The 13,732-nt window shown below is 71.7% G+C and carries 11 protein-coding genes; 5 read left to right on the top strand and 6 right to left on the bottom strand.

The annotated features are described in order from the left end of the window. Window positions 1-50: 50 nt before the first annotated feature. The gene (locus BLV39_RS24535; protein WP_090797995.1) at window positions 51-2,660 is read right to left on the bottom strand and encodes a winged helix-turn-helix domain-containing protein; all 2,610 of its coding nucleotides are present in this window, start codon (window positions 2,658-2,660) and stop codon (window positions 51-53) included. Between the two features lie 65 nt (window positions 2,661-2,725). On the opposite strand from BLV39_RS24535, the gene BLV39_RS24530 reads away from it, so the two are divergent. From BLV39_RS24530 to BLV39_RS24515, 4 genes are read left to right on the top strand one after another with little or no spacing between them, the layout of a single operon-like run. Then, the gene (locus BLV39_RS24530; protein WP_090797993.1) at window positions 2,726-3,481 is read left to right on the top strand and encodes an LLM class flavin-dependent oxidoreductase; all 756 of its coding nucleotides are present in this window, start codon (window positions 2,726-2,728) and stop codon (window positions 3,479-3,481) included. Beyond that, entirely contained in the window at window positions 3,478-4,338 is an 861-nt protein-coding gene (locus tag BLV39_RS24525) for a DNA/RNA non-specific endonuclease (protein ID WP_090797991.1), read from the top strand. Before BLV39_RS24530 ends, BLV39_RS24525 begins: the two co-directional genes overlap by 4 nt. 27 nt (window positions 4,339-4,365) lie before the next feature. Further along, entirely contained in the window at window positions 4,366-5,277 is a 912-nt protein-coding gene (locus BLV39_RS24520; protein ID WP_090797989.1) for an NADP-dependent oxidoreductase, read from the top strand. A 42-nt stretch (window positions 5,278-5,319) separates the two neighbouring features. Further along, window positions 5,320-6,348 (top strand): DUF4034 domain-containing protein, encoded by a 1,029-nt coding sequence (locus tag BLV39_RS24515; protein ID WP_176985063.1) that lies wholly within the window; start codon window positions 5,320-5,322, stop codon window positions 6,346-6,348. 4 nt (window positions 6,349-6,352) lie between these two features. On the opposite strand, the gene BLV39_RS24510 is transcribed toward BLV39_RS24515, so the two are convergent. Genes BLV39_RS24510 through BLV39_RS24490 form a run of 5 tightly spaced genes read right to left on the bottom strand, consistent with a single transcriptional unit; the run spans window position 6,353 to window position 12,415 of the window. Further along, window positions 6,353-6,973, bottom strand: coding sequence for an L-threonylcarbamoyladenylate synthase (locus BLV39_RS24510; RefSeq protein ID WP_090797984.1), 621 nt, complete (start codon window positions 6,971-6,973; stop codon window positions 6,353-6,355). Between the two features lie 9 nt (window positions 6,974-6,982). Next, window positions 6,983-8,923, bottom strand: a complete 1,941-nt coding sequence (locus BLV39_RS24505) for a beta-galactosidase (RefSeq protein WP_239083493.1) — start codon at window positions 8,921-8,923, stop codon at window positions 6,983-6,985. Between the two features lie 5 nt (window positions 8,924-8,928). Continuing rightward, window positions 8,929-9,810: a carbohydrate ABC transporter permease gene (locus tag BLV39_RS24500; protein WP_090797981.1), complete on the bottom strand. Its 882-nt coding sequence runs from the start codon at window positions 9,808-9,810 to the stop codon at window positions 8,929-8,931. Continuing rightward, window positions 9,807-10,763, bottom strand: a complete 957-nt coding sequence (locus BLV39_RS24495; protein ID WP_090797979.1) for an ABC transporter permease — start codon at window positions 10,761-10,763, stop codon at window positions 9,807-9,809. The genes BLV39_RS24500 and BLV39_RS24495 overlap by 4 nt, the downstream gene beginning before the upstream one ends. Continuing rightward, window positions 10,760-12,415 carry an extracellular solute-binding protein gene (locus tag BLV39_RS24490; protein ID WP_239083494.1) on the bottom strand — a complete coding sequence of 552 codons (1,656 nt, stop codon included), beginning with the start codon at window positions 12,413-12,415 and terminating at the stop codon, window positions 10,760-10,762. Before BLV39_RS24490 ends, BLV39_RS24495 begins: the two co-directional genes overlap by 4 nt. 114 nt (window positions 12,416-12,529) lie before the next feature. Here BLV39_RS24490 and BLV39_RS24485 point away from each other — a divergent pair, with 114 nt between their 5' ends. After that, entirely contained in the window at window positions 12,530-13,639 is a 1,110-nt protein-coding gene (locus tag BLV39_RS24485) for an ROK family transcriptional regulator (protein ID WP_239083495.1), read from the top strand. The last annotated feature ends 93 nt before the right edge of the window (window positions 13,640-13,732 follow it).

Genomic DNA, 13,732 nt, shown 5'->3' with positions numbered 1-13,732 from the left:
AGCGGACCGGGTGACCGCGCGTCACCACATGATGTGACCGACGATGTGACCTACAGAAGCCCGCGGTCCCGGGCGCGCCGCACCGCCGCCGCCCGGGTGGTCACGTCGAGCTTGGTGAAGATGCGCTTGGTGTGGGTACGCAGGGTGTTGACCGTGACGAACAGCTCGCGGGCGATCTGCGGCCCGGTCAGTCCGCTGTCGAGGAGCCGCAGGACCTGCAGTTCCCGGTGGCTCAACAGGCCCGGCTCGACGACGGTGGTCCGGCGTGAGAGCAAGGCCCGGGCGAGCTCGCCGCCGCGCCCCAGCAGAGCCGCCATCGGTGCGCCCTCGTCCAGATACAGGCGGACCTGGCCGGCCGGCTCCGGCGTGTCGAAGCTTCGTTCGAGCGCGGCGAGCGCCTCGGGCAGGTCGCCACCCGCCTGGTGCGCCAACGCCTGCAGTACCCGGATCTCCCGCACGCTGCCGTCCCGCCGCGCCGCCACCGCCGCGGCGTGCAAGCGGTCGAGCAGAGCCAGCACCGCGGGGATCGACGAGCGGCGGAAGAGCAGCAGCCGGGCCAGCGTCAGGTGCTCGTACTCACGCGCGTAGTCGGGCTCGTCGTCCAGGGTGACCTGCGCGGCCCACCCCTCGGCCCCCAGGGAACCGCCGGCGATCTGGATTCGCGCCTTCAGCGCGGCGATCGGGCGCAGGTCGGGATAGAACCCGCGCCGATAGAGCGCCGCCGCCTGGTCGAGCAGGAGCGCCGCCTCGTCGTAGTCGCCGGCCGCGGCGCGGACCTGGGCCATGACGACGTACCAACGGTGCTGGTTCTCCGTGATGGACGCCTTCTCGGCGAGCGCGCGGGCCGACTCGAGGTGCGCCTCGGCGCTCGCCAGGTCGTCCAACTCCCGGTCGAGATCGGCCAGACCGACATGGAGATCGGCGGTCGCCCGGGGGTACGGCGGTCCGCCCGCGACAGCGGTCCGCAGCGCCTCCTCGAGCAGCCGGCGGGCCTGACCCGGCCGGCCGGCGGCGATCCACATGTCGGCGAGCACCACCGTGCTGTCCAACTCGTCGACGACGTTGCCCGCCGCGTGCAGGCTGCGGACGGCGGCGGCGAAGGTGGACAGTGCCTCCTGCACGTTCCCCGCCGCCCAGGCGGCCAGGCCGAGGAAGCCGCCGCCGGCGCCGCGTACGAAATGGTCGTCCGGGCCGGCCAGGCTCAGGGCATGCCGGGCCTCGCGCACCGTGCCGTCGACATCGCCGTGGGCCTGCGCCAGCGCCGCACGGTAGACCGCGATGGTCGCCGGCGCCGTCCGCAGGTCCTCGGTGTCGGCCCAGGTGGTCGCGAGGTCAGGGTCACGCGCGCCGGCCGCCAGCGCCGACTCGGCGTCGTCGAGCCGCGACGTGAGCCCGTCGAGATCACGTGCCATCAAGCGCGACCAGCCGGAGACGATGCTCAGGACCGGGCTGCGGCGGATCATCGGCTCGGGCAGGGATCGGATCCAGGTCATCAGCAGGGTGTCCTGCCGGGCCCGGCGCAGCTCGGGCAGCGCCTGTTCGATCAGGACGGCGGCCCGGGCGAAGTCCGCCGCGGCGAGTGCGTGCCGGACCGCGTCCGCGACCAGCCCGTGTGCGGCGAACCAGGCGCTGGCCCGCTCGTGCAGGCGCGCCGGCGGTTCGGGGCTCTCGGCGAGCAGGCGGGCGCGGAGCACGTCGGCGAACAGGTGGTGGTACCGGTACCAGGAGCGGTCGTTGTCGAGCGGCACGACGAAGAGGTTGTCGCGTTCGAGGTCCGCCAAGGTCCGCGTGCCGTCGGTGCCGCCCGTGACGGCGTCGCACAACGGGCCGGTGAGCCGGTCGAGGACGGCGGTGCGGAGCAGGAAGTCGCGTACCTCCGGAGGTTGGCGGGCCAACACCTCGTCGGCCAGGTAGTCGATGACGAACCGGTTGCTACCGGTGAACGCCGCGATGAAACCGGCGACCTCGGCCCGGTCCGCGACACCGCGCAGGGACAGTGCGGCGAGCTGCAGACCGGCGGCCCAACCCTCGGTGCGGTCCTCCAGCGCCGCGACGTCTCCGGCGGTGAGGTCCAGCGCCATGACCCGGTTGAGGAACTCCCCCGCCTCCGCCGGGGTGAACCTCAGGTCGGCGGCGCGCACCTCGGTGAGCTGCCCACGGCTGCGCAACCGGGCCAGCGGCAGCGGCGGGTCGGCGCGGGTCGCGATGACCAGCCGGACCTGGTGCGGGAGGTGGTCGAGCAGGAAGGTCACCGACTCGTGGACCTCGGCCGCCACGATGCAGTGGTAGTCGTCGAGGACCACGATCCACCGCGCACCCTGTTCCGCACCGGCCCGAACGATGTCGTTGACGAGCGACGTCAGGTCGGTGATCGCCGCGTCGACGTCGAGGCCGGCTCGCGCGAGCGCGGCCAGCAGGTGCGCCAGGAACCGGGCCGGGTCGTTGTCGCCGTCGTCCAGCGAGAGCCAACCCACCTGCTGTTCGAGGCCGGCGAGCCAGTCGCCGAGCACGGTGGTCTTGCCGAAGCCGGCCGGCGCCGACACGAGGGTCAACCGGTTGCCCGCGTCGAGCGTGGCGTCGAGCCGCTGCGTGACCCGGGGCCGGGCGACCAACCGCGCGCGCCGGGCCGGCGCGAACAGCTTGGTCGCGAGAACCACCATGTCGGGATGATAGAAGCCCGAAGATGCGACTTGGCATCGTCGCCCGGGCGTGACAGCGTTCGTCCATGGACCTGAAGTTCGCCGTCGGGCTGCCGACGGTCGGCGAGTTCGGCGACGTGCGGACACTGACCGACCTGGCGGTCAGCGCCGAACGCCACGGCTGGGACGGCGTGCAACTCTGGGACCATCTGCTGTCCGACGAGCCCGGCTGGCCGGTCGCGAGCCCGACCGTCGCGGCGGCGGCCATCGCGGCGCGCACCTCGCGCATCCGGATCATTCTCACCGTGGTGCTCCCCCGCCGGCAGGTCCAGGAGGTCGCCCAGGACACCGCGGCCATCCACGCGCTCTCCGGCGGTCGGCTGACCGTGCTCGCCACGATCGGAGCGTTCGACAAGGAATACACCGACTTCGGGCTCGACCCTGACCTGCGTACGCGGGGAAAGGCGCTGGACGACCGCCTCGACACGCTGAAACGGCTCTGGGCGGAGTGGGGCGTCGACGACATCCCGATCTGGTGCGGTGGCCGCTGGCCGCGGCGGGTCGGGCTGCGGCGGGCCGCACGTTTCGACGGTGTGCTGGCGACGTTCGAGGGCCACCACACGCGCAACTCGCCCGTCGAAGAGGTCGCCGCGGCCACGTCGTTCGTGCGCGGCCTCGCCGGCCAACGGTTCGAGGTCGCCGCAGAGGGCGCGACCGAGGCGGCGTCGGCGCGCGAGCACATCACGCCGTACGCGGACGCCGGTCTGACCTGGTGGGTGGAGGCGCTCGGCTGGTGGCGCGACGACTCGGCCGCCCGCATCGAGGAGGGACCACTGGCATGAAGAGGATGACCGCGCTCGAACCACGCGCACTGCGCATCGACCCCGACTACGCGTCCAGGCCCGGGTTCGACGACAAGTTCCTCGGCCTGGCGCTGCCGCTGCCCCTGGTCGAGGCCGACGCGGGCGCGGCCCTGCGCTACCACCACTTCTCGGTGGTCATGCACGTCTCGCGCCGCCTGGCCGTCTTCGTCGCCGCCAACGTCGACGGGAGCCGCCGCTTCGCGCAGGTCCCGTCCAGCGACCGCTGGAGTCTCGACCCGCGCCTGCCGGCCACCGCACAGGCCGGCAACGCCCTCTATTCGGGCAACGACCTCGACCGCGGCCACCTCAACCGCCGCGCGGACATGCTCTGGGGCGAGACGCGTGCGGAGGCCACCGCGGCGGTCGCCGACACCTACCACTACACCAACTGCGCGCCGCAGCACCGCGACTTCAACCAGAACAATGCCACGTGGCAAGGGCTCGAGGACTACATCCTCTCCGCCGTGGCCGACGACCGCCTGCGCGCCAATGTCTACACCGGACCGATCTTCCACCCCGACGACCCGATCTACCGGGGTGTACGCATCCCGCGCGCGTACTGGAAGGTCGTCGCGGTGGCGACCACGGAGGCGGTGCACGCCACCGCGTACCTGATCGCACAGACGGAGTTGCTCGACGCGCTCGAGCGCGAGGCTGAGCAACCGCCGCTCGGGCCGTACCGCACGTACCAGATCCAGGTCAGCGACGCCGAAGCGCGCACCGGCATCGACTTCGGCCCGTTGCGCGGCTTCGACCCGATGCGGCCGCCGGACCGGGACGCCGAGGAACCGCGACCGACCGCACTGCTAGAGCTGAGCGACGTACGTCTTTCGTAGACGTGAGCCTGTCTCCATACTGGACCGATGTATGGAGTGATCGTCACGGCACCGGGCGGACCCGAGGTGCTGAAGGTGGCCGAACTTCCCGATCCGGTCGCGCGACCGGGGCAGGTCGTGGTGCGGGTGCGGGCGGTCTGCGTGCAGCCCGCCGACATCGCGGCCCGCATCGGGATGATCCCCGGCGGCCCGGTGCCGCCGCCCTTCCTGTGCGGCTGGGACGTCGCGGGCGAGGTGGACTCGGTGGGCGCGGAGGTCACCGAGTTCCAGGTCGGCGACCGCGTCGTCGGGATGATCCCCTGGTACCTGACCCGCGGGACGCCCGGCAGCTACGCGGAGCTGGTCGCGGCGGACGCGGGATGGCTCGTCCCGGTGCCGGCCGGGCTCGACCTCGTGTCCGCGGCCACGGCGCCGCTCAACGCGGTCACCGCACACCAGGCCCTGGCCGCACTGTCGCTGGAGGAGGCCTCGACGGTGCTGGTCACCGGCGCCAGCGGCGGGGTCGGTGGGTTCGCCGTGCAGCTCGCCGCCCAACGGGGTCACCGCGTGCTCGGGGGCGCCAGCCACGACGACGAGGAGTGGGTCGCCAGCCTCGGCGCGGCCGAGGTGATCGCGCGAACGACCGACCTGGCCACGGTCGGCCCGGCGGGCGCCGTGCTGGACGCGATCCCGCTGGGCGACGCGGCGCTCCCCGCCGTCGCGGACGAGGGCGTCGTCGTGACCACACGACCGACGCCGCCGACCGATCGCAAGGTGCGCCAACAGCTCCAGCTCATCCACCTCGACCGGGACGTGCTGGCCGACCTGGTGGGGCTGATGGCCGCGGGCACGCTGCGCACGCGGGTCGCGGCCACGATGCCGCTCACCGAAGCGGCCGAGGCCCACCGCCTCGTCGAGGCCGGCGGCCTGCGCGGCAAGATCGTGCTGACGGCGGGTTGACCGCCCCCTGCGGGCGCGCATCCGTTGGTAGTGTGCGCGCCCGTGGGTCTCTTCAAACGCGCCGCTGCCGCTCCTGACATCGTGTTCGACGCACATCCGGCGCAGGACGACGACGCGCTGCGCAAGGCGCATGACGACCTCGTGGCCGGCGGTGACTGGGCGGTGGCCCGCGATCTGCTGGCCACGACCGCCGGCGACGAGGACCGGCGGGCCCGCTACGTGTGGGTGCTGTCGGAGGCGACGGTCAACGGTGCTCCGGCCGCCCCTGGGCCGGTGGAGGACGCCACCTGGGTCGACGCATGGGCGCGGGCCGAGCCGGGCAACCCGGACGCGTTGCTGGTGCGGGGCCGGTCATTGATCAGCCGGGCCTGGGAGGTGCGCGGCGGCGGTTGGGCCTCCACCGTCGGCGCCGACGCCGTCTCCGAGTTCCACCGCCTGCTCGTGCTCGCGGTGCCGCTCTACGACCGGGCCGCCCATCTGGCCGAGGCCGACCCGCTGCCCTGGGTGCACCGCCTGATCCTCGCGACCGCGCTCAACGCGCCACGCGACCAGCTCGAGCGCTGCTGGTCGGAGGTCGTGATGCGGGAGCCGGGCCACGTCGAGGCGCACAACTTCAAGCTCATGTACCTGTGCCACAAGTGGCACGGCTCCCACGAGGAGATGTTCGCCTTCGCCCGCGAGGCCGCCGCCACCGCGCCGGACGGATCGCCGCTGAAGGTGCTGCCGCTGAAGGCGACCGCCGAATGGGACATGTGGATGATGAGGCGGGAGCTGACGTTGAAGCAGTCGGTCGCCCAGACCGGCCACTGGAGGCGCGACCCGGGGCTGCACGCCGAGCTCGACGCCGCGCTCCACCGCTGGTTCGCCCGGCCGGCCCGCCGGCACGGCTGCTGGTACGACGACCTCAACCAGCTCGCCTACGCGCTCTGGCGGGCCGATCGGCACGCCGACAACAAGGCCGTCATCGCGGCGATCGGGCCCTACATGAGCGACCTGCCGTGGGGTTGGTCCAGCGAGAAAACCGGAGCCCACGCGTTCCTCAAGGCCCGGAAAGCCGCGCTGAAGGCCTGAGGGCCTACTCGAAGCGGGCGGGGTCGCCGGCGCCCCGGCGGAGGATGACCGGCTCGTCGTCGCTCCAGTCGATCACCGTGGTCGGGACCGTGCCGCAGTCACCGGAGTCGACGACCGCGTCCACCACGTGGTCGAGCCGTTCCTTGATCTCCCAGCCTTGGGTCATCGGCTCCTCGTCGCCCGGCAGGAGCAGCGAGCTCGACACCAGCGGCTCGCCCAGGGCGGCGAGCAGCGCCTGCGCCACGACGTGGTCCGGGATCCGGACGCCGACGGTACGTTTGCGCGGGTGCTGCAACCGCCGAGGCACCTCTTTGGTCGCCGGCAGGATGAACGTGTAGCTGCCCGGCGTCGCGGCCCGCACCGCCCGGAAGCGGGCGTTGTTGATCTGCACGAACTGGCCGAGCTGGCTGAAGTCCCGGCAGACCAGCGTGAAGTGGTGGCCGCTGTCGAGGTGGCGGATGCGGCGGATCCGGTCGATGCCGTCGACGTTGCCGAGCCGGCAGCCGAACGCGTAGAGCGAGTCCGTGGGATAGGCCACCAGCCCGCCGCTGTCGATCAGGCTGACCACCTGGCCGACCGTCCGCGGCGCCGGGTTGTCCGGATGTACGTCGAAATACCTGGCCACGGCGGGAGCCTAGTCCCCGACGCCCGGGGCCGATCTGGCGGATGCCGACGCTTCCCGTACGACCATCGCCGCGCCGGGCCGAAGGACCGTGTTCCAGGTGACGGTTTCGCCGGTGAGGAGATCGATTCCCTCGGCGCGCAGGTCGTACGGCATCTCGCCGTGGTTGATCGCGAAGAGCCAGCTCCGGTCGCCCGCCGTGCGTCGGACGACCTCCACCCCGGCCGGTGGACGTGGTCGGACCGGCGCCACGCCGGCCTCCGTCGCGATCGCACCGAGCAGGTCGGCGTAGGCGTCGTCGGCCAACCGAGTGGAGACGTACCACGCGTCGCCGGACCCGACGCGGTGCCGCGTGACGGCGGGGCCGCCGCCCGCATAGAAGACCGTGGCGACAGCGCCGGCCAAGTGCACGGTCTCACTCCAGCCGCTGGCCAGCGGGTGGAACTCCTCGACCCGCACCCCCAGCAGTTCACGCAGCGCTCCTGGATATCCGCCGAGCCGCACGCGGGCGTGCTCGTCGGCGACGCCGGACAGGTAGGTCACGACTAGCCGGCCGCCGCCCGTGACCCACGCGGTCAGCTCGGCGGCCTGTGAGTCGGTGAGCAGGTACCAGCAGGGCAGCACGAGGACGGCGTAGCGGGACAGGTCGTCGAGGTCGCCGACCACGTCGCAGGTGATGCCAAGACGGGACAGTGCGCGGTGGGCGTGCCGGGCCTCGGCCCGGTGGTCGACCGCGTCCGACGGCAGCACGGTCGCGGCCAGCGCCCACGCGGACGGTTCGTGGTAGCCGACGGCGACCCGGGCTTCCACAGCGGCACCGAGCACTTCGGTCGTCCGGGCCAGGGTCGGGCCAAGGGCAAGCGCCTCGCGGAAGACCCGGCTGTCGGTGCCGGCGTGTGGCACCAGGGCCGAGTGGAAGAGCTCGGCTCCTCCCCGTGACGCCCGCCATTGGAAGAACATCGCGCCGCGCGAGCCTCGCGCGACCGCCGCCAGGGCCTGGCGGGTCATCCGGCCGGGCTCCTTGGTGTGCATCCGGCCGGGTGTGTAGATGAGATTGGGCGCGCTCTCCATCAGGAGCCAACCCTTGTCCCCGGACCAGCCGCGGGCGAGATCGGCGAGGAAGGCGGCCTCCTCCTCGGCCGACGGTCCGGACGAAGACGGGTAATGGTCGACGGCGACCAGGTCGACCTCCCTCGACCAGCGGACGTGGTCGACCGGGACCCAGTCGCCGAGCACGTAGTTCGTGGTCACCGGGATGCCCGGGGCCGCGGCGCGAAGCACGTCCCGCTGCTCCCGGTACGCGTCGAGCAGTTCGTCGGAGGTGAAGCGGCGGAAGTCGAGCACCTGCGTCGGATTGGCCAGGTACTGCGTTCGACGGGGCGGCAGAACGAGCTCCCAGTCGCCGTACCGCTGGCTCCAGAAGGCCGTCGTCCACGCGTCGTTGAGAGCGTCAAGGCTGCCGTAGCGCCGCTGCAGCCAAGCCCGGAACGCAGCGGCCGTCAGGTCGCAGTAGCAGGTCGTGCCGTACTCGTTGTGCACCCGCCACAGTGCCAGCGCGGGGTGACCCCCGTAGCGCGCACCCAGAGCCAGAGCGATGCGGCGAGCCGCGGCCCGGTACGCGGGTGCGCTGGCGCAGTAGGTGTCCCGGCTGCCGGGGCTGAGCCGCACGCCGTCGGGTCCGACCGGCAGCGACTCCGGATGCCGCCGGCTGAACCAGGGTGGCGGTGCGGCCGTGGGCGTGGCCAGGGCCACGCGGATGCCGGCGTCGGCGAGCCCGTCCAGGACGGTGTCGAGCCACCCGAAGTCGTACCGGCCCGGCGCGCGTTCCAGTGCCGACCAGGCGAAGACGCCGACGGTGACCAGCGTGACCCCGGCCGCCCGCATGAGCGCGATGTCCTCGTGCCACACCGGCGCGGTCCACTGCTCGGGGTTGTAGTCGCCGCCGTAGAACACCGCCGTCAGCCTTTGACGGCGCCAAGGATCACGCCGCGCGTGAAGTGGCGTTGCACGAAGGGGTATACGGCGGCGATCGGTGCGACGGTCACGACGACGACCGCCATCTTGATGGCCAGGGTCGGTGGCAGCGCCGTGCCGACCGCAGTGCCGGAGGTCTGCGGCGTCTGGCCGGCCAGGATGAACGTCTGTAGCACGCGTTGGATCGGGAACTTCTCGTTGTCGTCGATGTAGAGCAGCGCCGAGAACCAGACGTTCCAGTAGCCGACGGCGTAGAAGAGCCCGACCACCGCGACGACCGCCTTCGACAGGGGCAGCACGATCCGCCACAGGATGCGGAACTCCCCGGCGCCGTCGACCCGGGCGCTGTCGAGCAACTCGGCGGGCAGTCCCTGGAAGAACGCCCGTACGACGACGAAGTTGAAGACGTTGATCGCGCTGGGCAGGATCAGCGCCCAGAGGCTGTCCTTGAGGCCGACACCGGTCACCACCAGGTAGCTCGGGACCAGTCCCGGATAGATCAGGAAGGTCAGCAGGAAGAAGAACAGCAGACCGCGATGGCCGACCGAGCCGGGGCGGGACAGGCCGTACGCGGCCGGGATGGTGACCAGCAGGCTCACCAGGGTGCCGCACACGGTGACCAGCGTGCTGATCCACAGTGCCTGGCTGATCTGCCCGCCCGCGAAGATGATCCGGTAGGCGGACATGTCGATCCCGCGCGGCACGAACACGAGGCCACCGGCGGCATTGATGGTCGCGCGCGAGGACAGGCTGGTGACCAGTGCCACCCACAGCGGGACCAGCACGACCAGCACGACGGCGGTCAGCACCGTTCCCTTCGCGGCCTGGCCGGCGACGCCGGGCTTCTCCTCCCAGACAGGTCTCATGAGCGCGAGTAGACCCCCCGTTCCCCGAACAGATGGGCGAGCTTGTTGGCCAGCAGGATCAGCACCAGCCCGACGGCCGCCTTGAAGAGCCCGGCCGCGGCGCCGAACCCGTAGTCCCCGGTGGTGATGGCGTGGTAGTAGACGAACGTGTCGAGCACCTCGGCGGCCTGACGGCCCACCGCCTCACGTTGCAGCAGGAACTGCTCGAAGCCGACCGACAACGCGTCGCCGAGCCGCAGGATCAGCAGCAGGACGATGACCGGGCGCAGCCCGGGCAGGGCGATGTGCCAGAGCCGCCGCCACCGTCCGGCGCCGTCGGCCGCGGCGGCCTCGTAGAGGTGCGGGTCGATCGTGGACAGTGCGGCCAGGAAGACGATGGTGCCCCAGCCGACGTCCTTCCAGACGACTTCGGCGGTGACCAGGAGCAGGAACGTGTCCGGGTTGGTCATGATCTCCGGCGGGGAGATGCCCGCCTGGCGCAGCTCCTGGGCGAGCAGTCCGGCCCCGCCCAGCATCTGCACGAAGAACGTGACGACCAGGACCCAGCTGAAGAAGTGTGGCAAGTAGACGATCGTCTGGACCAGCGTGCGCACCCGCCTCGACAGGACGCTGTCGAGCAGCAGCGCCAATGCGATCGGCAACGGGAAGAAGAACACGAGCTGGAAAGCGGTGATGGACAGGGTGTTCCAGAGCGCGTCCCAGAACGCCGGCGTCGCGAACAGGGCGCGGAAGTTGTCGAGACCGATGAAGGGGCTGTTGACCAGCGCCTGCAGCGCGCTGTCGCCGAGGTACGGGTTGTAGTCCTGGAACGCGACCACGTTGCCGAGGGTCGGCACGTAGTGGAACACCAGCAGCAGCAGCGCGCCGGGCAGGACCATCACCAGCAGCGGCCAGTCGCGCCGCAGCCTGGCCCGCAACGGCGCGCGCCGCCGGGTCGTACCTGTCCGGGTCATCGCCCGTTGTCGGCCAACGCTTTGCCGAGCAGGTCGCGGGCCTCGTCGCCACCGTTCGCCCGCCATTCCTTGACGACCGCGTCGAGGTCGGCCAACGGCCGGCGGCCGCGCAGGATGTCGTTGATCTGGTCGTCCGAGGGCACCAGCCCGGCCTTGTACTTCGCCGGCATCTCGAACTTGAGACCGTCCCACGGGTCCTTCTCGAGGTGCGCGACAGAGGCGTTCGCGTACGCCAGCATGTCCGGCACGTATTTCGGCGTCTGCGGTGTGGGCTGCACGACCGGGGTCCGGCCGCTGATGAAGAAGTACTGGTTCTGGATCTCCTTGAAGCCGAGGTCCGTCTTGACCGGGCCATCCGGCCCGCGGGTGTGCTGCTTGCCCTCGACGCCGAACTCCCGCAGGTTGTACTCGTTGGTGCCGAACGGCGCCGAGCACCAGTTGACGAGCCGCAGGAGCTCCTCGACCCGTTCCTTGCCGAGACCCTTCTTGACGAAGGTGTACGAGATCGGCTCGTCGTCGCCCCACGCGAGCGGGCTGCCGCCACCGACGGCGAACAACGGCACCGGCGCCACCTCGAAGCCGGGCGTGACGTTCTGCTGCTCGGCCTGCATGGGCTGCCACATTCCCATGCCGTCCTGCTTGAAGAGGATCTTCCCGCTCTGCAGGAGCTGTTTGGCGTCGGCGCCCCGGCTCGCGACGACGTCCGGGTGCACCAGACCCTCGGCGTAGAGCTTGGCCATGAACTCGGCGGCCTGGCGGAACTCGGGCGTCTCGTACTTGAACTCGGGCGTCCCGTCGGATCGCCGCCGCCACCCGTCCTTGCTGCCGGGGGCTTTGTGGAACATCTGGACCATCGCGAAGATGTTGTCGAACGCCCAGACACCCTTGCGCGCGTCGGTGACCGCCTTGCCGGTCGCGTACAGCTCGTCGATCGAGGTCGGTGCCGGCCCCTTGAGCAGGTCCTTGCGATAGAAGAGGGTGTACGGGAACGGGTTGTCGGTCGGGTTGGGCACGGCCATCAGCCGGCCGTTCCAGCACGCGTTGCGCCAGGCACCCGTCGGCAGGGTCGCGAGCATCGGGTAGGCCTTGACCGCGGCTCCGGACAGGAACGGGGTCAGGTCCTCGAACAGCGCCTTCACCGCGTCCGAGAAGCGCGCCAGCTTCGCGACCTCCCAGCCCGGCACGCAGAGCAGGTCCGGCACGTCGCGGGCGCCGAGGATCGCACCGAGCTTCTCCGCGTACGTGTTGCCGTCCTGGACGCTGAACTCGACCGGCGTCCCGAGCTTCGCGTTGATCGCCGTCAGGTAGTTGTTGTTCGCCCCGCTGGGTGGCGCCGGACCCCAGGCCGGGGTCATCGCGGTGACGGGTTTGCCACCGGCACCGGGCTGCTGCGAGATCGCGTCGACCAGGGCGCTGGGGAACCGCGTGTAGCCGTCGGCGACCGGGCGGGTGCTGATGACGTCGGGCTTCGGGATGCCCGCCGGCAGTGCGCCCTGTTCGGGCAGGACGCCGGCGAGGGCGTCGAGCTTCTGGGTGGCGCCGCCCGGGGCGGCCTTGTCACCGCAGCCGCCCAGGAGCCCCGCGGTGGCGCTTATTCCGACCAGGCCCAGAAAGGCCCGCCTGCTGGTGGTGGCGCCCGTGTCGACCTTCACGGCGCGCTCCTCTCCGGATTTAGTTTGGCTTGTAGCCAAACAAAATAGACGACGGTCAGAACCACCACAAGAGACGATGACGGTACGGCCGTCGGGTGCGGCATAGTTGCACCCGTGACCGCGACCCGGCCTGCCGACCTGATGGACGTGCGGGCGACCAACCTGGCCCTCGTCCTGCGGCATGTCCGCGTGCACGCCCCGTGCTCACGCGCGGACATCGCCACCGCGACGGGACTCAACAAGGCGACCGTGTCCAGCCTCGTCACCGAGCTCATCGAGCGCCGGCTGCTCCGCGAGTCGGGCCTGGTCGGCAGCCGGATCGGCCGGCCCGCGACGATGTTGACGCTCGAAGGCCGGCCGTACGCGGCGATCGGCATCGAGATCGCGGCCGACCACCTCAACGCGGTCGCGGTCGACTTCACCGGCACCCGCCTGCTGACCTGGCGCCGGGCGGCGCCAGGGCCGGACGCGCCACCCGGCCGCACCGTCGCGGCGGTCGCGGCGTTGGCCGCCCGCGTGGTCGGCAAGGTGACCGGCCAGGGCCGCACGGTGCTCGGCCTCACGCTCGGCGCACCCGAAGGCGCGGTCGAGGGCCTGGCCGCGCTGCTGAACCGAAGCCTGCACGATCCGGCGTTCGAGGTCGTCGTCGAGCCCGCGGCCGTCCTGGCCGCACTCGCGGACCAGCGCGAACGCCCGGGCTGCACCGACCTGGTCCACCTGCACGGTGGGATCGGCGTCACCGCCGGGATCATCGCGGACGGCCGGCCGCTGCGGGGCGGGCGGGTCGGGCATCTCGTCGTGGACCCCGGCGGTGCCGAGTGTGCCTGCGGCCGGCGGGGGTGCCTGGACCTCGACCTCGGGCTGCCGGGCCTGGTCCGCGGCGTGCTCGGCGAGGTCGACGTGCCGGACTGGGGTGCCGCCGTCGAGCGGATCGTCGCCCTGGCACAGGCCGGTGACGCGACCACCGTCGGAGCGCTGACCGCGGCCGGCGCCCGGCTCGGCGTCGCCGTCCAGACGCTGGCGGACGTGCTCGATCCTGAGGTCGTCCTGCTCGGCGGCGTACTCGCCCCGCTCGCGCCATGGCTGGTGCCCGCGGCGACGGCAGGACTCGGCCGCCGTCCGGTCGTCGCGCCGTCCACCGTGGAGCCGAACGCCGTCGCCCTCGGCGGCGCCGCCCTCGCCTTCGCACGTCTCGAAGAAGGCGCGCTCCCGGCTACCTCTTGACTGTGGGTGGCCACACTGTCAGCCTCGGGATGACTCCGTCGAGACATTCACGTGTCCGGGCCGACGGAGTTCTTTAAGCACCATTGTCGAAGC

This window comes from Asanoa ishikariensis, from assembly GCF_900107455.1.
Lineage (GTDB): Bacteria > Actinomycetota > Actinomycetes > Mycobacteriales > Micromonosporaceae > Asanoa > Asanoa ishikariensis.
This window is presented reverse-complemented; position numbering and strand designations above follow the sequence as displayed.